At 41.4% G+C, this 23,647-nt stretch carries 18 protein-coding genes; 8 read left to right on the top strand and 10 right to left on the bottom strand.

What is annotated here, in order from left to right; translation table 11 throughout:
- Positions 1-29: 29 nt before the first annotated feature.
- Positions 30-2,747 carry a bifunctional YncE family protein/alkaline phosphatase family protein gene (locus tag CWD91_RS11355; RefSeq protein ID WP_103441422.1) on the top strand — a complete coding sequence of 906 codons (2,718 nt, stop codon included), beginning with the start codon at positions 30-32 and terminating at the stop codon, positions 2,745-2,747.
- A gap of 650 nt (positions 2,748-3,397) precedes the next feature.
- Here the strand turns inward: CWD91_RS11355 and CWD91_RS11360 are convergent.
- Positions 3,398-5,455 carry a TonB-dependent receptor plug domain-containing protein gene (locus CWD91_RS11360; protein WP_103441077.1) on the bottom strand — a complete coding sequence of 686 codons (2,058 nt, stop codon included), beginning with the start codon at positions 5,453-5,455 and terminating at the stop codon, positions 3,398-3,400.
- Between the two features lie 381 nt (positions 5,456-5,836).
- Between CWD91_RS11360 and CWD91_RS11365 the strand changes: the two genes are divergently transcribed.
- The 4 genes from CWD91_RS11365 to CWD91_RS11380 are packed head-to-tail and all read left to right on the top strand — an operon-like array spanning position 5,837 to position 9,323.
- Complete coding sequence (locus tag CWD91_RS11365; RefSeq protein WP_103441078.1) at positions 5,837-6,535, top strand: orotidine 5'-phosphate decarboxylase / HUMPS family protein; 699 nt, start codon at positions 5,837-5,839, stop codon at positions 6,533-6,535.
- A gap of 36 nt (positions 6,536-6,571) precedes the next feature.
- The gene (locus tag CWD91_RS11370; protein ID WP_103441079.1) at positions 6,572-7,597 is read left to right on the top strand and encodes a zinc-binding dehydrogenase; all 1,026 of its coding nucleotides are present in this window, start codon (positions 6,572-6,574) and stop codon (positions 7,595-7,597) included.
- Positions 7,598-7,602: 5 nt separating this feature from the next.
- Positions 7,603-8,403 carry an SDR family NAD(P)-dependent oxidoreductase gene (locus CWD91_RS11375; RefSeq protein WP_103441080.1) on the top strand — a complete coding sequence of 267 codons (801 nt, stop codon included), beginning with the start codon at positions 7,603-7,605 and terminating at the stop codon, positions 8,401-8,403.
- 26 nt (positions 8,404-8,429) lie between these two features.
- Positions 8,430-9,323 carry a sugar phosphate isomerase/epimerase family protein gene (locus tag CWD91_RS11380; protein WP_103441081.1) on the top strand — a complete coding sequence of 298 codons (894 nt, stop codon included), beginning with the start codon at positions 8,430-8,432 and terminating at the stop codon, positions 9,321-9,323.
- A gap of 551 nt (positions 9,324-9,874) precedes the next feature.
- On the opposite strand, the gene CWD91_RS11390 is transcribed toward CWD91_RS11380, so the two are convergent.
- The 4 genes from CWD91_RS11390 to CWD91_RS11405 form a co-directional block, all read right to left on the bottom strand.
- Positions 9,875-10,576, bottom strand: coding sequence for a hypothetical protein (locus CWD91_RS11390; protein ID WP_103441083.1), 702 nt, complete (start codon positions 10,574-10,576; stop codon positions 9,875-9,877).
- A gap of 76 nt (positions 10,577-10,652) precedes the next feature.
- On the bottom strand, positions 10,653-12,338 hold the full coding sequence (gene ggt / locus CWD91_RS11395) for a gamma-glutamyltransferase (RefSeq protein WP_103441084.1): 1,686 nt from the start codon (positions 12,336-12,338) through the stop codon (positions 10,653-10,655).
- A gap of 209 nt (positions 12,339-12,547) precedes the next feature.
- Positions 12,548-13,360, bottom strand: coding sequence for a DUF5602 domain-containing protein (locus tag CWD91_RS11400; RefSeq protein ID WP_103441085.1), 813 nt, complete (start codon positions 13,358-13,360; stop codon positions 12,548-12,550).
- Between the two features lie 194 nt (positions 13,361-13,554).
- Complete coding sequence (locus tag CWD91_RS11405; RefSeq protein WP_103441086.1) at positions 13,555-14,169, bottom strand: acyl carrier protein phosphodiesterase; 615 nt, start codon at positions 14,167-14,169, stop codon at positions 13,555-13,557.
- A gap of 95 nt (positions 14,170-14,264) precedes the next feature.
- Here CWD91_RS11405 and glmM point away from each other — a divergent pair, with 95 nt between their 5' ends.
- Entirely contained in the window at positions 14,265-15,653 is a 1,389-nt protein-coding gene (gene glmM / locus CWD91_RS11410; protein WP_103441087.1) for a phosphoglucosamine mutase, read from the top strand.
- Positions 15,654-15,712: 59 nt separating this feature from the next.
- Complete coding sequence (locus tag CWD91_RS11415; protein WP_239985750.1) at positions 15,713-16,501, top strand: endonuclease/exonuclease/phosphatase family protein; 789 nt, start codon at positions 15,713-15,715, stop codon at positions 16,499-16,501.
- Here the strand turns inward: CWD91_RS11415 and CWD91_RS11420 are convergent.
- The 5 genes from CWD91_RS11420 to CWD91_RS11440 all read right to left on the bottom strand — a co-directional run bounded on the left by CWD91_RS11420 (position 16,491) and on the right by CWD91_RS11440 (position 22,844).
- Positions 16,491-17,486, bottom strand: coding sequence for a sterol desaturase family protein (locus CWD91_RS11420; RefSeq protein WP_103441089.1), 996 nt, complete (start codon positions 17,484-17,486; stop codon positions 16,491-16,493). The two genes, CWD91_RS11415 and CWD91_RS11420, sit on opposite strands and share 11 nt — an antisense overlap.
- 147 nt (positions 17,487-17,633) lie before the next feature.
- A complete protein-coding gene (locus CWD91_RS11425; RefSeq protein WP_157943770.1) occupies positions 17,634-19,556 on the bottom strand; it encodes an OmpA family protein in 1,923 nt (640 codons plus the stop codon).
- Between the two features lie 10 nt (positions 19,557-19,566).
- Positions 19,567-20,496 carry a PorP/SprF family type IX secretion system membrane protein gene (locus CWD91_RS11430; RefSeq protein WP_103441091.1) on the bottom strand — a complete coding sequence of 310 codons (930 nt, stop codon included), beginning with the start codon at positions 20,494-20,496 and terminating at the stop codon, positions 19,567-19,569.
- 25 nt (positions 20,497-20,521) lie between these two features.
- Positions 20,522-21,805: a T9SS type B sorting domain-containing protein gene (locus tag CWD91_RS11435; protein WP_103441092.1), complete on the bottom strand. Its 1,284-nt coding sequence runs from the start codon at positions 21,803-21,805 to the stop codon at positions 20,522-20,524.
- Positions 21,806-21,956: 151 nt separating this feature from the next.
- Entirely contained in the window at positions 21,957-22,844 is an 888-nt protein-coding gene (locus CWD91_RS11440) for a lysophospholipid acyltransferase family protein (protein WP_103441093.1), read from the bottom strand.
- A gap of 59 nt (positions 22,845-22,903) precedes the next feature.
- Here CWD91_RS11440 and CWD91_RS11445 point away from each other — a divergent pair, with 59 nt between their 5' ends.
- The gene (locus CWD91_RS11445; protein ID WP_103441094.1) at positions 22,904-23,554 is read left to right on the top strand and encodes a rhomboid family intramembrane serine protease; all 651 of its coding nucleotides are present in this window, start codon (positions 22,904-22,906) and stop codon (positions 23,552-23,554) included.
- Positions 23,555-23,647: the final 93 nt, after the last annotated feature.

Genomic DNA, 23,647 nt, shown 5'->3' on the forward strand with positions numbered 1-23,647 from the left:
ACATCCATCCACCATTTAAATTCAACCTAATGAATCGGTTTTTTGTAGTCCTTCTAGTTTTAGTTTTTATTTCTTGTAATTCACGCCAAAAAAGTATTTCCATTTTACAGGTGCCGGGTAAAGACCAGTACAGTATTATTGATGAAAATGGGATTTCTATCCTGGCCAGTGGGAGGTATGTAACTCCTGTAGGCGATAAATTGCGGATAACACATGATCCCTTTGGGATGGCAGTATCTCCGGACGGTAGCAAGGCAGTTACCCTGCACGACGGGGTATTTACGGTAATAGATCTAACTAGTTTAAAGTCGACCAGAATCCCCAGCTATGATGGCACTATTCCTTCACCCTTGGCAAATGGGTCCTTTTTGGGGGTCGAATTTGCACAGGATTCCAAAACGGTTTATTTGAGTGGAGGAGATACAGGAGCGGTCATTCAATATGACGTGGAAAGTCTTACCAAATTGGATTCCATTTCTTTAAATGGTATTGTCGATGGAAAGGATTACCAAGATAGTTTTACTTCGGATCTGCGGATAAATGAAGCCCAGAACGAATTGTTGGTGTTAGATCGTGCAAACTTTAGAATGGTGCGTATCGATTTGGATTCTAAAAAAATAAAAGGATCCGTTAATGTAGGCCGTCAACCTTTTGGCTTGGCAATCAGTCCCGATAAAAAGCAGGCATTTGTGGCCAATGTTGGTGTGTATTCCTATCCTTTGATCGAGGGTGCTGCCCCGGCCAATTACGATTCCTTAATGATTTCTCATCACGCCTACGGGGACAATACCAAAGAGTCCATTGAGGGTACTGTAGTGGAAGGACGCAAAATTCCGGGACTGGGAAGTCCGTTGCATCCGGATGCCATGAGTGTTTTTACTATAGACCTCGATAATAATAAGGTAATCAAAAAATTTAAGACTGGGCACCAAATAGGACAGACGGTGGAAGATGCTGAAGTGGTTGGGGGAGCAAGTCCAAATTCCATTGCTGTTGGAAAGCAATTTGCCTATGTCACCAATGCCACCAACGACAATATCACGATCATTGATCACCAGAGTCAGGAAATTGTGGGCCATATTCCCATTAAAGTCGATCCCCGTATCGACAAATACCGAGGCCTGTTGCCCTTTGGAATTACCATGAGCAAGGACGAAAAAACATTGTATGTGGCCCTGTTGGGATTCAATGCGGTGGCCGTTATAGATATTCCATCCCAAACCACCAAGGGGCTTATCCCTAGTGGATGGGGGCCTACACGAGTGGAATTGTCCAAAGATGAAAAGAACATATATATTATTACCTGTAGAGGTCTTGGTTCTGGACCCAATGGTGGAAGAGATTTTGTGGAACCACCTCAGGGGGATTATATAGGCGATATTCAATTGGGCAGTTTCCAAAGGGTACCTATGCCCACTGAGGAGAAACTAGCGGAGTACACCAAAATAGCCATAGACAATACCTTTAGGGAAAGTACCGTTACGGATGACGGGTCCAACCCTTTGCCTCCCTTGCCAAAATTGCGTCAGAGTCCTATAAAACATGTGGTATATATTACCAAGGAGAACAGGACCTATGATGAGGTTTTTGGGCAGCTTAAAACAGGAAAGGGAGATAGTACCTTGGCCCGCTATGGTGTTAATAATTCCTATACCTTACCGGATTCGTTACAAGCACAATTCCCCAACCTGAGAATTTCTCCCAACCATCATAAAGCCGCTAAGCAATTTGCTTATTCGGACAATTACTATTGTGATAGTGATGCATCCGTACATGGCCACCATTGGTTGGTGGGTGTTATACCCAACGAGTGGGTAGAGGCCAATGCCAGTGTAAGTAAATCGGCCAAAATATTTTCCGATGCCCCAGGGCGTCGTCACCCGGGAACCATTGGCAGTGTAGACCCCGAGGACTATGCGGAGATTGGGGGGCTATGGGAAGCCTTGGATAGGGAAAAGGTTTCTTTCTATAATTTTGGACAGGCCAATGAAACGGCACACGTACGCGAGGAATGGTACGATACCAATACAGGGGCGGCACATGGGGTGATGGTGCCAATGCAAAAAGCACTTTTTACAAGGACTAGCCACGACTATGCCGGTTATAATATGAATATTCCCGATCAATACCGAATGGATCAGTTTGAAAGGGAGTTTACAGAGAAATGGATCGAAGGTGAGGAAGACATGCCGCAATTGGTGACCATGATGCTGCCCAACGATCACGGGGCAAGAGTCCGTCCGGAAGATGGATATCCTTATCCACAATCCTTTATGGTAGATAATGACCTTGCGGTTGGTAGGGTATTACATTTCCTTTCAAGGACCAAATACTGGAAGAATATGCTTGTGATTATCACGGAGGATGACCCACAAGGTGGCGTAGATCATGTGGATGCCCATAGGTCTATTCTAATGATGGCAGGCCCTTATGTAAAAAAGGGATATGTTTCCAATACCCATGCTAATTTTGGGGCCATTTTAAAAACGATGTACAACATATTGAATGTTCCTTATGTAAATCAGTTTGACGTTACGGCTTCCTTGTTGCAGGATTTCTTCACTTCGGAACCCGACTTCACTCCTTATACTTTGGAGCGTCATGATGAGCGAATCTACAACGCTGAACTTTCAATGAAGAAGTACAATAAAACCATTGATTGGCGCAAAATAGAACAAGGCCCACCAATGGATAACGAGGACGATGCCCGGGTTAATCATTATGAGAACAAGACGGATGAGGAGTAGTGAACAATAAACTGTTTTAAAGTTCAAAGTTTAATGTTAAAGGTTAAAGAATTTGTGGCTTCGACTACGCTCAGCCACCGGATGAAGTTTACGGAGATTGAACCTGCCTATCGGCAGACAGGCGTAGTCGAAATCGAAGTAGCCGAAAGTTTATTTTCAGTGATCAGTTGACTGTGAGCAATAAATAGTTTTAAAGTTCAAAGTCTTTGCGGAGATTGAGCGTAGTCGAAATCGAAGAGGTGAGGTAGTAGAGAGAAGTAATTAGTAAACAGTGGGCAGTGTTCTTCAGCCAAAAGGCAATAATTTGTTTGTTCAACATTATTAACTGACGTCATTGCGAGCCTGCCCGGCCGTTAGGCGGGTGATCCGACGAAGGAGGATTGTATCGAGAAGTAGACGTTTTACACCAAACTGGTTCTCGATACAAAATGCCTAACGGCATTTCACTCGAACTGACGAAAGAACAGAGAAGCAAAGTCGAATGCCCTTCATTTCGAGCCTGCTTACCGTCACTTCAAGCCTGCCTGCCGGCAGGCAGGTGGTTTTATGGAGTGAAACGAAATAAAATTGTATCGAGAAGTAGACGGCACCGAGAAGCACTCAAGTTTAAGATGTTAAATTTGATTACAACCCAACCTTGTATATCACCACTACAAACTCGCAGAAACTGAAACCACTCCGGACCTCCCATAACCATTAACGCCGGAGCCATGGTATCTATAATCCTCATTGAAAATATTCTGCAGGCCAAGATCGATCGTCACATATTTTATAGTGTAACTAGTATGTAAATTAAGGACGTTCCAGCCAGGGGTGCCTCCAAGCGGGATTCTATTATCGTCTATATCGCCTGAGGCCAATCGGTCCTGCTTACCAGCAATGAGCCAATCAGCATTAAAAGTCCATTTCTTTACACCATATTCAGTGGCAAGTCGGCCAAAAAGGGGAGGGATACGACGTGCAGGCTCGTCACTGGTTTTGTTCTGTCCATGGGTATAGGTAAGGTTTCCCGAAAATTTCCATTTTGGATTCACGGTTAAATCCAAAGCCATTTCCGCACCTTGGACAAACCCGCGTTCCACATTTTTCTTCTGATAAACGGGATAACCTTCAATACTATCGCCCTCAACTCTGTTTCGGACTATTAAATCGTATAATTCATTCCGATAAAGAAATACCTCCGCTTTTAGCAGGCGATTTCGAAATTTATAACCGACTTGATATTGGAGGGAATGCTCGGGTTTGAGGTCGAAATTGGGTGTTTCATATCGGAAATCGACAATTCCCAAGGAACCAAGATCATTAATGTTAGGAGCTCTAAACCCGGTATTGATGGAGGCAAAGACATTTGAGGCTTGGTTTAAACTACGTTGAACGGCCAAATTACCTACTAGGGCAGATGGTGTTAGTTTGGTAGTGCCCAGGGCCGAATCGGTAACTTTGTTGATGAAAGAATTAAAACGTACTCCGGCAGTAATATCCCATTTTTGTAAACTTATATTATGCATACTGAAGGCAGCTATACTGGTCATTGTGGCCCCATCCGGATATAATCCGCGATTGGAGGTTTCGGTATTGGAGGAAAGGTCCTTATCCGTTCTACTACTTTTTACCTTGTCGTTATATACCTCAACTCCGCTATTGGCCGACCATATTTTGCCAGAACTCATCCTTGTTTCTGCCGAAAAACCAAAGGTTCGGACCTTGTCGTTTTCGGTACGTTCCAGGGAAGATCCATTTTTTTGTAATATCCTACCTTCCTCGTTTTGCTGAAAGGAAGCGGTAACCACTGCCGATTTAAAGATGCTGTTATTCAGGTCCTGATGCAGTCGGGCATAAGCCAATTCCCGTTTTTGGAGATCCATTTTGTTAATGGCATAATCCTCCAAAGCCACCTTGTGGTACACTGGCACGTCCCTTTGGTGCACACGTTGATAGACTGTGGTAAGATTGGATAGGTCCGTAAGTAGTATTTTGCCCTTAAGGTCAAAATCCAGTTCACGATATCCTGTAGGGCTTTGTTGTCCCGTAGTGTCCCCACCGATAAGGTCCCCGAAATTTCGCCAGGTGGCATTAGCTCTAAAAGCCACTCTTTTATCGCTGTACTTCAACGCCGTATTTGCCGTCTGCTCCATGCCTTGGGTAACAATTCTGGTTCCAAGGTCTGCGCCCCACAATGGTTTTTGGGCCAACATCAACTCCGGACTCAGGGCCTGGATCGTTCCCCCAATGGCATCGGAACCATATTGTACAGAACCACTACCGCGTAAAACTTCCATTTTTCCTATGCTAAAAACATCAATGGTATTAAAATACTGATTAGGTCCCGATCTTACTGTAGCATTATTGAGTCGGATGCCATCATATAATAGTAAGGTCTGGTTCCCTGTCAATCCTCTTACAAACGGAGATCCACCACCGTGGTTGGTCTTTTGTACAAACACTCCGGGAGATAGGAGAAGGGCTTCGGGAGCCGTACGCAACTGAAATCTTTGAATGGTGTTGTTATGTACCACTTCTATGGCCTCAGGGGTTTTATTCTGAAATGTTCCAAACCTATTTGCTGTAATTACCACTTCATCCAAACTATGTGTAGCCAAGGAATCCCCTGGAGATAAAGAATTGTCCTGGCCAAACGATAAAGCAGTAGTAAAACAAAGGACTAGGAGGAAAAGAGATTTTGAAGGTCGATTATAATAAAATGTCATTTTATGGGTATTCAGTAGTTAAAGTATAGTATACTAAAAGGTATATTGATAGATGGATCGAAATTAAATCAGAAATAATTAAAATTCATTTGCAATAATAATAGTTCTACCAAGAATAAAAAAGTCCATAATCTGGATTGATGCCCGTTGGGTATGTTTAGTATTGCTTGGGGCAATCCAAGTGTTGAAAAATCTGAAAAGGGTAATATTGGATTCATAATTGATAAATTTTATGTATTGTGATCCTTTATCTTTGGATTGTTGTTGAAGCCCAAAAAAAGCTGATGCTTCTTTGAAGTTTTTACTTGTATTTTATGCTGAAAGTAGGTTACGGTAAATCAAAGAATACACCTTAATTAATTAAAAATTTATTCACTATTTATGAAACCAATTGTACAAATATCCCTTGATCTTACCAATATTGATGAAGCTTTGGAAACGGCCGCCATGGCGTTGCGCGCAGGTGTGGATTGGCTGGAAGCGGGGACGCCACTTATTTTGGCTGAAGGTTTGCACGGAGTTCGAAAATTAAGGGAAGCTTTTCCCAATATACCTATAGTAGCAGATCTTAAAACGATGGACGGAGGATATCTGGAAGCAGAAATGATGGCTAAGGCAGGTGCTACCCATGTGGTGGTAATGGCCAGGGCCCATGCCGAAACCATAAAGGTGGTGGTACAAGCGGGGAAAGATTACGGAGTGAAGGTAATGGGCGATAATTTAGGATGTCCGGACATGGTGGAAGGGGCCAAATGGTTGGAAGATCTTGGATGTGATTATATTATTCACCACATTGGTTATGATGAACGGCGTGGAATTGCAGCACAAGGCTTAAAAATGCCAAGTCCTATGGATCAATTGCGCGAGGTGGTACAGGCCGTAAAAGTGCCGGTACAGGCTGTAGGGGGACTTACCTTGGAACAGGCCATACGTTGTCCCGAATATGGGGCACCCATGGTTGTTCTTGGAGCTCCACTGACCATAGATGCCGATTCTTTTAAAACGGCCGATGGCGACCTGGAAAGTTCGTTACGACTTATTTGTCAAAAGATCCATGCTTACGGGGAGGTAACACGATAATAAAAACTAGTTATAAAATATTAAAGAGTTAAATAGATGAAGTCAATAGGAGTAGTAAATTTCTCTTCCAAGCCAGGAAGTGTAGAAATCAGGGAAATAGAAAAACCAACCATTGGAGAAGATGATGTGCTATTGGAAGTGGCCAACGTTGGGGTATGTGGAAGTGATCTACATCAATGGACGGCCGACCATAGTTGGCATGTAAATTATCCCGTAGTACTCGGACACGAGTTTGGAGGGCATATTGTAGCATTGGGAAGTAGGGTAAGCGGATGGATGGAAGGGGATAGGGTAGTGAGTGAAACGGCTGCCGTAATAGATCCCAATAGTCCACTTACCAGACAAGGCCTTTATAACCTAGACCCTACAAGGAAAGGTTTTGGCTATGGAGTAAACGGTGCCATGACGCGTTTTGTTAAGGTGCCTGCAAGATGTCTGCATACAGTACCTGAAAACCTGCCTTTTGAGCAAGCCTGTTTAACGGAGCCCTGTTCGGTGGCCTACAGCGCCGTTGTGATGAACTCAAAAATAAAACCGGGAGATCGGGTAATAGTTTTAGGGCCTGGGACCATTGGTATCCTCTGTGCCGCCATGGCGCGTTTATGTGGTGCCGAAGTGGCCATTGTTGGATTGGAAGGGGACAGGGAAAGGTTGAATATTGCCAAGCAATATGGTTGCGAAGGAATTGTAGGAGACGCAAGCGCTTGGGCCAATAAACAAGATGGTTTGGGAGCGGATTGTATTATAGATGCAGCAGGAGCCAGTGCTACTTTAAAAATAGCCTTGCAATTGGTGCGACCAAACGGACATATTACCAAAGTAGGGTGGGGCCCACAACCTCTAAACTTCTCCTTGGATCCATTAGTACAAAAGAACGTTACCCTTCAGGGTAGCTTTAGCCATAATTATCCGATATGGGAAAAAGTGCTTTCCCTTTTAGCTTCCGGAGCCTTAGATGTAAAGCCAATTATTGGTGGGGTTTGGGAATTAAAGGATTGGCATGAGGCCTTTGATCAAATGCACTCTGGTAAGGTGGTGAAAAGTGTTTTAAAACCTAATTAAAACGGATGCGTTTAAAAGATAAAGTCGTATTAATAACAGGTGGATATACCGGCATAGGCAAGGCTATTGCCAAACGTTCCGTACAGGAAGGGGCCAAGGTAGTTGTCAACGGATTGGAAGAAGAACATGGCTTGGCCCTAGTGAAGGAATTGGGAGCTGATCACGCAGCTCACATTACCATGGATATTACGGAGGAAAGTGCTCCACAGTTGTTGGTAAAAAAGGCCATATCTAAATTCGGGCAGTTAAATGCTGTCGTCAATAATGCAGCATATATAGCTTCTTCCAATATTGTGAGTACCGAAGTACCTTTTATTAAAAGAATGCTGGCCGTTAATTCCATTGCTCCCTTAATGATCATTCAGGCAGCATTACCTCATTTATCCTCGGTTAGTGGTTGTGTCCTTAATATTGGGTCAATCAACGCCTGGGGCGGGGAACCGGATTTGCTGGCCTATAGTATGTCCAAAGGTGCATTGATGACCTTGACAAGAAATCTGGGCGACAGTCTGTTTCGTGAAAATGGGGTGCGTGTAAATCAGATCAATCCAGGGTGGGTACTCACGGAAAAGGAAATTTTGAATAAGAAAGAACAGGGGATGAAAGCGGATTGGTATAAGGATATACCAGATATTTTTGCACCCGCCCAAAGGATTTTTACTCCCGAAGAAATAGCAGCAGCCTGCCTATATTGGCTTTCCGATGAATGCGGACCTGTTAGTTCCCAAGTGATGGACTTGGAACAGTTTCCCGTTATAGGGCGAAACCTCCCCAAGAACTGGGAAGGTTCCCACAAAAAGAAATAATTTAATAACATTAAAAGAATAAAGATTTGCCACAATTAGCAGTATTTCCCAAAGCATTTATGCATGAACTTTGTAAGGATGGAACCATGAAGGTTTCCGAATGGATCGACCTGGCCGTTGAGCTGGAGGTAGACGGATTGGAATGGTATGCCGGATTTTTAGAAATGAGCGATAAGGCCAACTGGCCCGTTTTTAGAGAGCAGGTAGAACGTCATGGAAAAGTAATACCCATGCTTTGTTGTTCTCCGGATTTTACCCATCCTGATGCCGCTTTTCGGGAAAAAGAAATTAAAAAACAATTAGGGTGGATAGAAATGACCCATGCTTTAGGCGGTTCCTATTGTAGGGTGTTGTCTGGACAGAGACGCCCCGAATTAACTATGGAGGAAGGTATTAGCTTTGCGGCGGATTGTATAAAACAATGTCTTCCCCATGCCGAAAAATTGGGGGTTACCTTAATTTTGGAAAACCACTATAAGGATGATTTTTGGGAATATCCGGAGTTTGCACAACAAATGGACATTTTTTGCCAATTGGTAGATCGGATCCACCATCCCAATTTTGGAGTTAATTACGATCCCAGTAATACGTTTTTGGCTGGGGAGGACCCCTTGGAACTTCTATACCGTGTGTCCGATCGTGTAGTGACCATGCATGCAAGCGATCGCTACCTTAAAGAAGGTACTATAGAAGATTTGAGAAAGGAAGAAGGCGGTGCTATGGGGTATGCCAAAAGGCTTAGCCATGGTGAGATAGGCAAGGGCCTAAACGATTATGATGCCATTTTTAAGGAACTGAAAAGAGTAGGTTTCGACGGCTGGATCAGTATAGAAGACGGCGTGGACGGTATGGACCAATTGGAACGCAGTGTTGCCTTCCTGCGAAAAAAAGTAAAGGAATATTGGCCCGATTTTAAATAGGGGGTACTAATAGCCTTAAAAGTAAAAAGTCATCAATAAGATTTGAAAAGGTCTGTTGGTGACTTTTTTGTTTGGGGGAAAGGGATCAATAAGAGGTGAAGAATTCGTCATTGGCAGACAGGGAGCTTTGGTGACGAAGCAATCTCATGAAATAAGAAACAGATTGCCGCGCTGCGCTCGCAATGACGGAATAGCCATCCCGATAGTTATCGGGAGGCAAAAGGCAGAGTCTATAGAAAAAAGAGTAAAGAATAAAGAGACCGACCAGAGTCGAAAACTTTTGAATTTCTATGTTCTAGATTCTGTCGTCAGTTCGAGTGAAATGCCGATAGGCATTTAGTATCAAGAACTGCTTTGGTGTTGTTTGTCTACTTCTCGATACAATTTTATTGCGCTGCGCTTCATAAAATCACTCGAAATGACGACTTTCAACTTTTAGACATTAAACTTTAAATTGTTTGAACTACTGAAGACTGTTCACTGCCAACTGCCAACTGAACACTGAAGACTGCCTACTGATTACTGAAAACTGTTTACTGAAAACTACATCACTAATACCCCCTTACATCCCCCATATCCAAAGTTATTGGGCCGATATTATGTTTACTGGGCAGAAAGGCACCACTTTCCGTTACTTGCCATTCGTCCCAACTGGCTTCAATGCCGCCAATAGGGATAATACTCACCCACATCTTAAAGCTGACAGGAAAACCATTGGGCTGTAATTTCCACAAATAGGAATCCCCTGGAGTGCTCCCGCCCGAAGTATAGGTCACCAACAGTCCTTCGGTACCGTCTTCTAGGAGTACAATACTCCTTTCTGTACCGGGATCAAAAATTTTAAATGGAGCTACCAACCAAAAAGAATCATTGTTGAAAAAAGAGATGGCCTTTTTAAGTAGTTTTTGTTTTTCAGGACCGCTAATACTAGTCTTATCTTTCTCGACAGTACTTTTAGTGGATTCGTTTAAATCGAGGTGAACTTGATAATCGCTCCAAGAAATTTTTACGATATTGGCCTCCTTATCCCAAAGGTAATAGTGTTTTCCATTGGAAAAGGACCATTCCAGGAAACGGGTTTCCCTATAGGCTTTATCATTAAGGGCAGCCAACATTTTCAGGGCCAAAGAATCGGCCTTATCGCTCTTGATGCCTTTGGGCCGAGCTTCATTGTAAATGGCGAAGAGAATGCCACAAAAAATGAACAAGAGCACTAATGATCCAAGCAGTATTTTACCTATTTTTCTTAGCACTTATTGTTTTTTATTGGATGGATAGCCTATGTCGTGGTTGCAATCTTTGAGTTTAAGTGACCCTGGTCCATTTTAATTAATATCCAACAGCGGTATCATCCCCTCGTTTATCAGCGCCTCCTTCCAGCTTTCCATTCGGCAAGACCTTAATGGCGTCTACCTTTCCTATAACTGGGGTGTTTTCCTCATTGATGATGTATCCCTTACTTATTAAGTCAGTGAGTAAGCTCTGCTCAAATCCTTCCGGTTCAAAAATTATGGCATCGGGTAGCCATTGATGGTGGAAGCGGGGAGCGTTAACCGCTTCTTGCATACTCATATTAAATTCGTAGCAATTGAGAATGGTCTGTGCCACAGCTGTGATAATCGTGGAACCTCCAGGTGAACCGACCACCATCCATAGTTTTCCATCCTTTTCTACAATGGTAGGTGTCATACTGCTTAACATTCTCTTTTCTGCAGCGATGCTATTGGCCTCTGCACCCACTAGTCCGAACATATTGGGAACCCCTGGTTTGGCACTAAAATCATCCATTTCATTATTAAGAAAGAAACCAAGTTCATCTGAAAAGAGTTTGGAGCCAAAGCCACCATTAATGGTTGTTGTGGCCGCAATGGCATTCCCAAAAGAATCTACAATGGAGTAGTGGGTGGTTTGATCACTCTCTACAATCTGCACGGGGCCATGGGATACTTCCGAGGATTTGGTAGCCTTATCAAAAGAGAAATTTTGCATTCTTTCTTTAAGATATTGATCGGACAAGAGCTCCTTTAGAGGAATTTCCACAAAATCGGGGTCGCCGAGAAAATAATTTCTATCAGCATAGGCCCTACGGGCCGCCTCGGTAAACAATTGAATGGTTTTAACAGAATTATGTCCAAATGACGATACTTCATAGGGTTCCATCATCTTAAAAATTTGATTGATAGTAAACCCGCCACTGCTCGGAGGGCTCATGGATATAATTTTTAGGTCCCTATAGTTAAAGCTAATGGGAGACCTCCATTTGGCCTCATATTTATCAAGGTCTTCCAAAGTGACATATCCTCCCTTGGCCTGGATAAAATTCGTTAATTTTTCCGCAACTTCGCCTTTGTAAAATCCATCTTTCCCCTGTTCTGAAATTTTTTGAAGCGTTTTGGCCAATGCGGGATATTTTATGGAATCCCCTTCTTTAAACACGGTGGCGAAAAAAGTGGTGTCGCTATTCACTTTAATAAAAATGTCACGATAATTCTCCAATCGCTCGGCTTGTTTTTTAGTAACAATAACTCCTTTTTCTGCCAGTTGAATCACTGGTGCCAGTATTTCTTTCAAGGGTAGGGAACCAAATTTTTCGTGGACTGCGATAACCCCTGCCGCCGTACCAGGAACTCCTACGGCCGTTGCTCCCAAAGTACTTTTGTCCGGGATTACATTCCCTAAGGAATCCAGATACATATCCTTATGTGCGGCCAAAGGCGCTTTTTCACGATAATCCAAGGCTCCTATTTCTCCATTGGCCATGCGATATACCATAAACCCCCCACCGCCAATATTGCCAGCATAGGGATAGGCTACTGCAAGCGCTAATTCCGTGGCAACCATGGCATCGAAGACGTTTCCCCCTTTTTGAATGATATCCGATCCAATTTTGGAAGCTTCTACGCGGGCAGAAACTACCATGGCCTTTTCGGTCACAAGTCCAGTTGGTAAGGCCGATTGTTTTTTGCAGTTGACTAAGAGTAGTAGGGTGATGGCAAATAGGAAATAGTTCTTCATTTTTTACATCTTAATAATGTGCAAAATATAAACATTTCTCTAGAAACCTCTTATCACCCTTACCATTTTCTATATTAGGCTATTCCATGCCTTTTCAAGGGTATGCAGCCAACCTTCTTTTCTTGTGCGATTTCATCAAAAAATGAGTGTAGGTAATTGAAATAGATGCAATAAAAAGGGTTGTACAATGACAACCCTTTTTAAAGTGTCTATTCGGCTTCTCGATGCACGAATTCGCTTAAAGAGATAATTTGCTTTTGATCCTTTGAATTTTGATAAACATTATAGACCGTTGGATAATAGGAAGTTTTTGCAAATTTTGTAGGCTGGGAATAAGCTTCGCTGAAAGGAACCCCACTTTCTATATATGCCACTGTATTCATAGGTTCGATAAAGGTTACCTCCCCATCATAAGATCCGTAAAGTAGGATATTGGAAAATGGGGGAGCAAAGCTCAATGGGATCCAATGGGTACCCATCATTGGCACTGCTGTACCACCATCCGGCGGAGTTATATAATCAACAGGTAGGTAGCCTGGTAACGGATAATTGTCAAACTGTGGCGTTGCTTCGGGGTATGTCGGAATTGCCTCCCGTGCGGCTACTGAAGTCAAATAAAAGTGTACATCAAAATGAGGCACTGTAAACACGCCATCGGGTTCATGACCGTGAGGATTCCAATCAAAGAGGACATGATTGAACGGGGTCACATCCATTGCCTTTTTGTGCAATGGCAGTACCAATTGTACAGGATCATCACCTTCAGGCAGACGGTTTAGTAAATTTTTGGACATTTCCACTCCCAATTCTTCTGGAGTGCCATCTTTTGCAATCCTTATCCATGACCGTACATGGCCTTTCCCCAAGGATATTTGGGGACCATAGAAAGTGTTGGATTTTAAGAGGGCTTTGCCATGGACAGGTTCCAGAGTATCTTCGATTGTTGACTCTGGACTACAGCCCAAATGAATTAGGAGAAAGAACAATCCCACTCCAATGTAGTTCAAATGTTTAAATTTCATAGTTGTTGATGTTTAGGTAAGGTTTTAAATAAAAACGCACACCATTGTTTGCACAATGTTAAGAGGACTAACTGTGAGGGGAAATCAATTTAAAGGGAACTTATAAGTATTTGGGGAAGTATTCCCAAAATTTGGGAAAGGTGATTAAAGGTAATTATTTATTGTAATTTAATACCATGTTTAGATGAAAAAAATCATGGTTGTCCCTTGACAATGAAGGGGTTGGAATTCTCAATTTCAATGTTTTTGACATAGGTGATCAAATCATCGAAGAATAAACTGAATTCTTCTTCAAATATCGAATAATGTTCCTCTAGGTCCAAAATGGCAAAATTCATTTTGGATTTATTTTTGGTTCTTCTGTTTATGCCATGCAAAACCCTCGATATCCCTTCCATTTTGGAATAATTGTAGATCCAATTATCCGATATCATATAAGGCATCATCCGTTTAACACCTAAGGGGAGTATTTCATAATTTTCATCCAATAATTGGTAAAAATTATTCACATAATGTTTCAAGGGAACCTCAGAATAATCTTTCCAATTTTTGGCCAGAAAATGATCATAAAAAATATCTACGATTACACCACTGTAATGACTGTAATTCTCATGTAATCGTTTGGTGCTCTGCCTTACCGTTGGGTGGGAATCTGTATATGTGTCTATGGCACGGTGTAAAAGTATTCCAGTTTGAACTCTTTCTGGAAGGTAATGATATTTATTACCTCGAATACTGTCTGCTATAAAATTTCCGATAGTGAGTTCATTGTCCCCAAAGGAGAGGTAAATATGTGCTAAAAAATTCATTGACCTCGGTTGAAGTTTATTAAGTTCGAATTTACAACTTAGCAGCGTAGGATTTAAACCTAACCTTTTATATTTGTAAAAATTTATAATATAATATGACTTTAATAAAATCTATTTCCGGAATACGAGGTACTATTGGAGGTAAGCCAGGAGACAATCTCACTCCTATTGATGCCGTAAAATTTGCGGCCGCTTACGGTGTTTGGTTAAAAGAATACTCTAAAAAGGAAAAGTTGACCGTTGTCATAGGCCGGGATGCGCGAATTTCTGGAGAAATGATTCAAAATTTGGTGGTATCCACCCTTGTAGGATTGGGGATAGATGTAATTGATCTAAACCTATCTACCACGCCCACAGTAGAAATAGCAGTTCCTTTGGAAAAGGCCGATGGAGGTATTATTCTAACCGCCAGCCATAATCCAAAGCAATGGAACGCCCTAAAACTTTTAAATGAAAAAGGGGAGTTCTTGGATGCTGCCCATGGAGCAATAATATTGGAAATTGCCGAAAAAGAAGCTTTCAATTTCTCTGAAGTGGACCACCTGGGAACCATAACTAAAAATGATTCTTATATAGATATCCATATAGATGAGGTTTTGGATCTATCCTTGGTAGATGCAGATGTCATTAGAGCAGCCAAGTTTAAGGTAGTGGTAGACGGTGTCAACTCCACTGGAGGCATTGCGATTCCGAAACTTTTAAAGGAATTGGGCGTGGAAGTTGTTGAGTTGTACTGTGACCCAACAGGGCATTTTCCCCATAACCCCGAACCTCTAAAGGAGCATTTAGGTGATATCTGCGAATTGGTAGTTAGGGAAAAGGCAGACTTCGGAATTGTAGTAGATCCAGATGTAGATCGCTTGGCTTTTATCACCAATGAAGGAGAAATGTTCGGGGAGGAATATACTTTAGTGGCCTGTGCGGATTACGTGTTGGGTAAGACCAAGGGAAATACTGTTTCCAATTTATCATCATCCAGAGCCTTAAGGGATATTTCTGAAAAACATGGGGGTACCTATGAGGCCGCAGCCGTGGGTGAGGTAAATGTAGTGACCAAAATGAAGGCCAATAAGGCCATTATTGGTGGCGAGGGCAATGGAGGTATTATTTACCCAGAAAGTCATTATGGTAGGGATTCCCTAGTGGGAACCGCCTTATTTTTAATGTTGATGGCAGAAAGGGGAGGTACCGTAAGTGAGTTGAGAGCCAGCTACCCTAGTTATTTTATGAGTAAAAAGAAGATAGAACTTACGCCTGGTTTGGATGTGGACGCTATTCTGGTTGCTATGGCCGAGAAATATAAAAATGAGGAAATATCTACCATAGATGGCGTAAAGATCGATTTTCCCGAGAATTGGGTGCACCTGCGAAAATCCAATACGGAGCCCATTATCCGAATTTATACAGAAGCCAAAAGTCAGAACGAGGCGGATGGCTTGGCCGATCGAATTATTGGTGAGATAAAGGCGGTAGCCGGAATCTAAATTTACAGTTTAATGGGGGTCGGGTTGCTTAAATCCGGCCCCAACTTATTATTGGGTATATGAAATCAATGACTTTAAAATTAATTCTTTTTACTTTATTGACAGCTACTTCTTTCTCTAGTTTTGCACAGGCGGATACCCTGAGAGTGATGAGTTTTAACATTCTCCATGGGGCTACCACCGAGAACGATTTTAACTTGGATACTCTCGCTGGAGTCATTAATCATTACCAACCCGATTTGGTGGCCTTGCAGGAGGTCGATTTTAAAACTAAAAGGGCAAAAAATTACGATCTGCCCACGGAATTGGGTATTCGGACAAAAATGGCTTCGCTATTTGCCCGGGCCATGTATTATGATGGAGGGGATTATGGAGAGGCGGTACTATCAAAATTTTCTTTTATAGCGAGTGAGAACTTGGCTTTGCCCCATTTGCCGAATTCGGAACCTAGGGCGGCTTTGGTAACCCGTGTCAAAACCAAAAACGGAAATACCATTCAGTTCGTGGGTACGCATTTGGATCACCTGAAGGATGAAACCGACAAAGTTATGCAGGCCAATGCCATTGTTGAAAGGCTTGGTGACACCGAATATCCCACTTTATTGGTTGGCGATCTTAACGCTGTTCCCAATAGCAAAACAATGGATATTCTTTCGGAAAAATTTATGAAGCCCAAACATAGCAATGCTTGGGAAGGCACTTTCCCAGCAACCGGACCTACAATATGTATTGATCATATTATGTTCAACCAGGCTGAAAAATGGCAGGTCTTGGATTATGAGGTGTTTTGTGAAAATTATGCCAGTGATCACTGTATCGTGATCGCCACCCTGGTATTTACTCCTTAGTCAGTTTTTGATTTAAATATTGTCCCCTTACCAACTTGGCAGTCTGATGTTCACCAGTATGGCTCCAACCTGGAGGCATTATAAGGTAAAGGAGTTTATTTTTAATTCCGGGGGCTCTCGCGACATCTTTGAACAAGGCTACAAATTCGCCAAAATAAACATCCAAAAAGTTACCGCTATCCATTTTACGGGTAATACCATATTCGATTTCAATATCATGTTGTTCATCCTGGTAGGTTCCAAAGACCTTGTCCCATATATTCAACAAATTACAGAAATTGGTGTCCATGTAAAGCGGATTTCTGGCATGATGTACCCTATGATGCGATGGGGTTAAAATAATTTTATTCAAAAATCCCATTCTGCCATCTTTCATCATATTTTCACCCACATGAATAAAGGCACCATAGGTACCATCTATAAACATGATTAAAAATAACAATACAGGTTCTACACCCAATAAGATGCAGACCGTGGTTCTAATGGCATCCGCATAAGGGGCCTCTAGAAAAAAATGGGCGTGGGTCACGGATAGGTTCATTTGTTCCGGAGCGTGGTGGGTAGAATGCAAACACCAAAAAAGTCGGACCTTATGGCCCCAATAGTGGTATAAAAAATGTCCAAATTCCCAAACAATGTAGCCGTATAGAAACCAATACCAGGTCATTTTGGTCTGAAATGGGGCAAGGGGCTGTAGCCATCCAATTATAAAAGTAACCATGGCTATGGCAATAAATCTACCAATAAACCTATTGAAGATATAAATAAGGAAGTTTACCTTATACACTTTGGTATTAGGTTTTTTGTATACAAGTCCAAGAATAAATTCCAGTATTAACAATAAGGGAATTATAGGGTATATTAAAGAAACTACTCCATCATAAGTGGAAAAAACGCTATAATCGCCAGCTTGTAGTAATTCCAATGCCTGGCTAATACCTAAAAATCCAACAATTTCATTGTATAGGGTTCCCAAAATGTCCATAAGCGGGTTGATTTAATATAATTTCGGGTTTAATATAATTATAAAAGTTAAAACGCCCCATAATTTTAGACCAACGCCCATGTTGGACACGAGTTTGGGTATGATCTTGACCTTAGTCAACACCTACCAACTCAAAATTTATATCTTCTATTTCCGTATAATTATAAAATCACATCGTCTATTGGCCAGATGATCCTCATTACTGCATGGAACACCGTTAGCGCAATTATTGATCAAGCGGGACTCACCATAGCCAATGGCACTCTCAATTCTTGAGGCGTCAATGCCCATATAAACAAGATAATCCAGCGTAGATTTCGCCCTGTTATCTGAAAGTTGCAAATTAAATTCGTCCGATGCCCTAGAATCTGTATGCGCCTCAATCTTAATTTTTACCGATGGAAAGTCATTCATAAAGCGCACTATCTTATCCAGTTCTGCTGCTGCTTTATAAGTGATATTAAATCGATTTAGATTAAAAAATATAGGGTTTACCTTAACTTTTTCTACACCACCTTCGTTAATCACGAAACTTGAAAATGGGATTAAGGTAGCGCTATTAAGGTCTTGATATAGGCTTGGAGAATCTGCATTGTTCACCGCCTTAATTTCTTGTTTGTATTCCAGTTTTAAAAAGGCGAAAATGTGATTGTTGCTAGGGGATAACTCCACTTCAAAATTACCTTGCCCATCGGTGCTGGCTTCTGTAACCAGTTGTTTGTTCCCATCGTATACTTTTACAGTAACCCCTGGAATGGGAGCCTTGGACAAATCATCCAATATATTGCCCTTATACATCATCATTTCGGCCGATTTACTGAAGGAATATATATCATCATCCCCTTTGCCATTGGCCCTATTTGAAGAAAAGTAACCGGTGTTTTCCGAATCATTTATGATAAAGGAAAAATCATCCATATTGCTATTGATGGGCATACCCAAGTTTTTTGGGATTCCATAGGCATTGATCGGTTCAATTTTCGATTTAAAAATATCCAATCCGCCTAAGCCAAAATGGCTGTCCGAAGCAAAATACAAGTATTGGCCGGCAACAAAGGGAAACATTTCCCTTCCCGGAGTATTGATGGTAGGCCCTAGGTTGGTTGCAGGTCCCAAGTCTCCATCTTCATCAATATCCACATAATAAATATCAGTTTCTCCAAAACCTCCGTACATGTTGGCAACAAAGAATAGTCGCTTTCCATCCTCAGTTAAATACGGATGCCCGAAAGAATATTTGGGATTATTGAATTTCAGGGAAACTGCATTCACAATGGAATCTCCTTCCACCTCTCCCCGTAAGATCTGCATATTGGAGAACCCCTTTGGGTTTACCTGCAAGTCGTTGCCCTTTAAATAATTTTGGGTGAAATAAACGGTTCTATAATCCGAAGAATAGGTCAGCGTACCTTCGTGAAAGGAAGATTGAATGTTCTGATGAAATTTTTGTACCTGGTTAAGTTCCCCTGTAGTTTTGTTTCTATCGGCCATAAAAATGGAAAGATACGGTTGGTTGTTCCAAGAGTATTCGGCATCTTCTGAAAACTCTGGAGCTCTACTCGAGGAAAATACAATGGCATCTTTGTAGTACATGGGGGCGAAGTCCGAAAGGGGCGAGTTAATTTCGGAATTCCTTATACTGTATTTAGGTGTTTTTGCCATAAGGCTGTCCAAATATTTTTCTTGCTCCAAGATAATGGCAAGTTTTTGCTTGTCATAGCTGTAATATTCTTTTATTAGACTGTTGGCGACCGAATATTCCTCACAGGCTTTTAGGCTTTGTATGTATCGGATAAAGGTTTCTTCATCCACTTTTTTCTCCTTCAGGGCATAAAATTTTTCGTACCAAATTTTGGCATTGGTATAATCATTAATACTGAAATAACTTTCCGCTAGGCGTTCCACAAATAGAGGTTTGGATTTTTTCTTTTTCGATTCCAATTGCTGGTAAAGGTTTATGGCCTCGGTAAAATCTAAATTTTGAAAATACTCGTTCGCATCCGCTCTGGAATTCTGTGCCAGATGGGTATTATATATTAATAAAGCGAAAATGGAAAGTATAATTTTCATAGTTCTTGGCTTAGAAAAATCTGGGTGAACGTGCATTTGGCCCCCATCGTGGCATTAAATATTTGAGAATTATTTCGTGCGATCCCTGATTGTAATTGCCAAGGTCGGATATACTGTAATCATAGGAATAGCCCAGGAAAAAGTTTTTGGAAATCTGGAATCCTGCCAAGGCACTGTAACTGTCCTTAAGTCTATGTGAGGCCCCCAATGTAAATTTTTCCAGGAAAAGTGCGTTTAGGGAGGCGTCTATTGTAGGTGGTGCATTGTTTACAGTCTTGACCAAAATAGACGGTTTTAACTTTAGGGAGGCGGAAATGTCCACAACATACCCTCCCATAAAATAAATATGGTTATCCCGATGGATCAAATTTTTATCACTTTCTACATTGGATTGGTTGATGAGCACGTTGGGAACTGAAAATCCGAAATACCAATGGTCACTAAAAATATATATTCCAGCTCCTACCGCAGGAAGTGCATTGTAATAATTGTCATAACTAAAAAGAACATCATCCTGATCGTAATAGCTGCCTTTTGAATAATCGACTTCGAAAAAATCGACACCTGCATTTAGTCCCAGTGACATTTTTATTTTTTTGCTAAGGTTTAGGTAGTAGGAGAAAACCGCGTTGGAATTAAACTCGGTCGAAGGTCCAATGTTATCCTTAAAAATATTAATGCCCAATCCAATTCTATTGTTGATGATCCCGGAAACGGTCAGTGCTTTGGTTTCGGGGGCGCCATCGATCCCTATCCATTGGGCCCGGTAGCTCAAAGTAGCATCCATGCGGTTGTCTTCATTGACGTAAGCAGGATTTATTGTAGAAGTATTGTACATATACTGGGTGTACTGTGGCAACTGCTGCGCCACCAGCCTACTTCCACCTAAAAGTAGAAACAGTAAAATTAGCTTTAAGCAATAATTTAGGGGGGAATTCATCTGTTGGTTTAAAAGGTAGTGCCCATTATTCTTTTCTTAAAAATAACCAGCCGGTTTTGTTTTCGCTCAAAGCATCTGTTTTGAGGATATAGAAGTAAGTACCTGTTGGCAATATTTCTCCTTTGCCAACAACACCATTAACATTGGCTAAACCTCGCCAATCATTTTGATAAGCTTTTTTTTGATATACGAGAGCGCCATATCTGTTGAACACTTGTAGGTCCGACTCCGGAAAGGTTTCAATGCAATCTATTCTAAAATAGTCGTTGTCCCCATCGTCATTAGGGGTAAATTCATTGTAAATATTTATACAAGATGGTTCCAATGTAATTTCCGCGCTGTTGTTCTGTGAATTTTTATCCAGGGGCATAGATGCTTTAAGGGCTGAAATACTGCTGTAACTTCCGTTCGCTATTGCCTCTACTTCGAGGTGCAATACTGCCGTAGCCTTGGCCGGTAATGCAGAAAGTGTCCAAACATGGTTGGTTATATCGTAGCTTCCGTTCAAAGTTTTGGCATTTACGTATTTATAGCCTCTATCTAGATGCTCTGTGATTACAATTTCGCTAAAGTTGGAAATACCATCGTTCTCTACTGTTATGGTCAAAACTACTTTTTCACCTATCATAGGATGTTTGTTATTGACCGTTTTACTGATTTTTATGTCCGATGGTTCGTGTACTTCTACTTGTACCATTAGTCTAGTATTACTTTCGCAAATGGAGGTGACTTGGGCGGCATAATAATTCATTCCATTTTGTAATGGCGTATCTAAATCAAGTAAGTTGCCTGCCTGTGGGGCGTCGTACCAAACAATGTAAGTTTCCTCAACTTCCAACTCTGCAATAGTAGCATTATCGGTCGATGAAAATAACTGGACTGTGTTTTTCGTTGTAGGAGTGGAAGGGGAGATCATGGAAATGGATACAGCCAAACGCTGGGTGCTTTCCTCGTTTCCTATTAATTGAGCCGCATAATACGTCGCATTGTTTTCTATGGGGCTATTTGGTGCCAATGGCTCGCCATGTGAAGCTTTGTCGTACCAAATAATACTGGCTTCATTTATTTGTACGGAGTGTAAGGTAGGTAGGTCCCCTGCACAAAACTCCTGATGGTTGTTTTTGGTTGTTGGAGGGGATACGTCCATAATGCCGGGGTGGTCATAAAAAAATAGTTTATCCACCTTGTTCATCTCGGAATCGGTCTTGGGGGTAGCGTAGCCATTACTTTGCCCCCCTATGTGAAATAGAAGGCAAAAAAGTAAAAAAAACCTACCTTCATTATAATTTTTCCTAAGACAAAATTCCATTTATGTTAAATAAATTTTGTTCTATAACGCAGAAAAAATTAAAATATTTAGTTTTCTTGGTATAATCGCCCATGCTACAAGCCTGATAGGATGGCTTTAACGGGATGTGAATGGCGAATTTTTGCTGGAGATGTGAAGCTAAAAAATAGGACTACTGAAATTCGCTGGGAACTTTATTTCTATGTTTCCAACGCTTATGGGTCCACAGATAGTACTCCGGGCGTTCCAAAATCTGCTGTTCGGTCAGCCTTAGGAATCGGTCTGTAATCTCGTTCTTTTTGGTCTGCTTGCCAGCTGTGGTAATTGGAATAAATTCTGCTTGATAATATCCCCTTTTTACTTTTGATACCTTTAAGAAAACCACAGCCAAATCCAATTTTCTGGCCATACTTTCGGGGCCATTAAAAATGGGCACTTTGACCCCCATAAATTCGCTCCAATATTGAGCTCTCTTTACCTGTGGGGATTGATCGCTAACCATACCATAAGCGGAGATTATTCCGTCCTGGACATTCCTGTATACGGTTTTAACAGTTTCTTGCTGGGTAATTAGGGTTGTATTCCATTTTGCCCTAATTTTTTTTATAAGATTGTCGAAATAGTAATTTCCAATTTTTTGGTATACGGCATATCCCTGGGCATTAACGTAATTATTAATGCTCACGTTCCACTCCCAATTGGCATAATGGGAGCATACAATGAGTACACTTTTATCCTTTACGATTTCTTGTAGCACTTCAATATTAACAATCCTATAGCGTTCTTTGAGTTCCTCTTTGGACAGGTTCAAGGTCTTGACCATTTCCAGGAACATATCGCACATATGGTGGTAGAAATCTTTCTGGATTTTTAGTATTTCTTCCTTGGTTTTATTCGGAAAAGCGCGAGTAAGATTTTCTTTCACGATTTTTTTGCGGTAACCAACAACATGGTAAAGAATAGTAAACACAAAATCTGAAAAAAAGTAAAAAAGTCTAAAAGGTAGTATGGAAATAAGCCATAGTAAGGGGTAAACTAGAATATAGACCAGTAACTGCATGCAAAATATAGTTAGGGCAAATATAGCTATATTTGAACCCAAAAATAATAGTTTTCTTCATGAATAACATTCATATTGCAACCATTGCCATTATGGCCGCCAACGTCTTGGCTTCTTTAAAAGGTTTTAACGATAATACATTTTTTGAACGATATAAGTTTGGTGTCGGTGCCATACAGGCAGGGCAAAAGGATAGGATGCTTACATCCGGATTTTTACATGTAGACCTCTCCCATCTCTTTTTTAATATGTTTACCCTTTACTTTTTTGCCGATGTGGTCATCGATTGGTTTGGGCCTGGCAAATTTGTCATCCTTTATTTTATAAGTCTAGTTGCCGGCAGCCTATTGGCATTATATTTTCATAAAAGCGAACCTTTTTATAGCGCTGTGGGTGCCAGTGGGGCGGTAACCGGCATATTGTATTCGGCAATCCTACTGGAGCCTGGAATGCGCTTGGGAATTATGTTCATCCCAATTCCCTTGCCGGCATACGTATTGGGGATTCTATATTTATTCTATTCTATTTATGGAATGAAAACCAGATTGGGGAATATTGGTCATACTGCCCACTTTGGCGGGGCTATAGGCGGATATGTGGTTACCCTATTTTTTAAGCCCGATCTACTTTATACAGATACCTTAATGGTGCTGTTATTGGCTTTGCCCATTGTGCTTCTTTTTATTCTTGGTAAAATGGGTAAGATTTAATTGGGTTCCCTAGAATACTGAAATCGATTACAATTGTTTTGTTGGGTCATGGATGATTATAAATAGTATACTGATCAAATGGAAAGGTGTCAT

The sequence above is a fragment of the Arenibacter hampyeongensis genome (assembly GCF_002909255.1).
GTDB lineage: Bacteria > Bacteroidota > Bacteroidia > Flavobacteriales > Flavobacteriaceae > Arenibacter > Arenibacter hampyeongensis.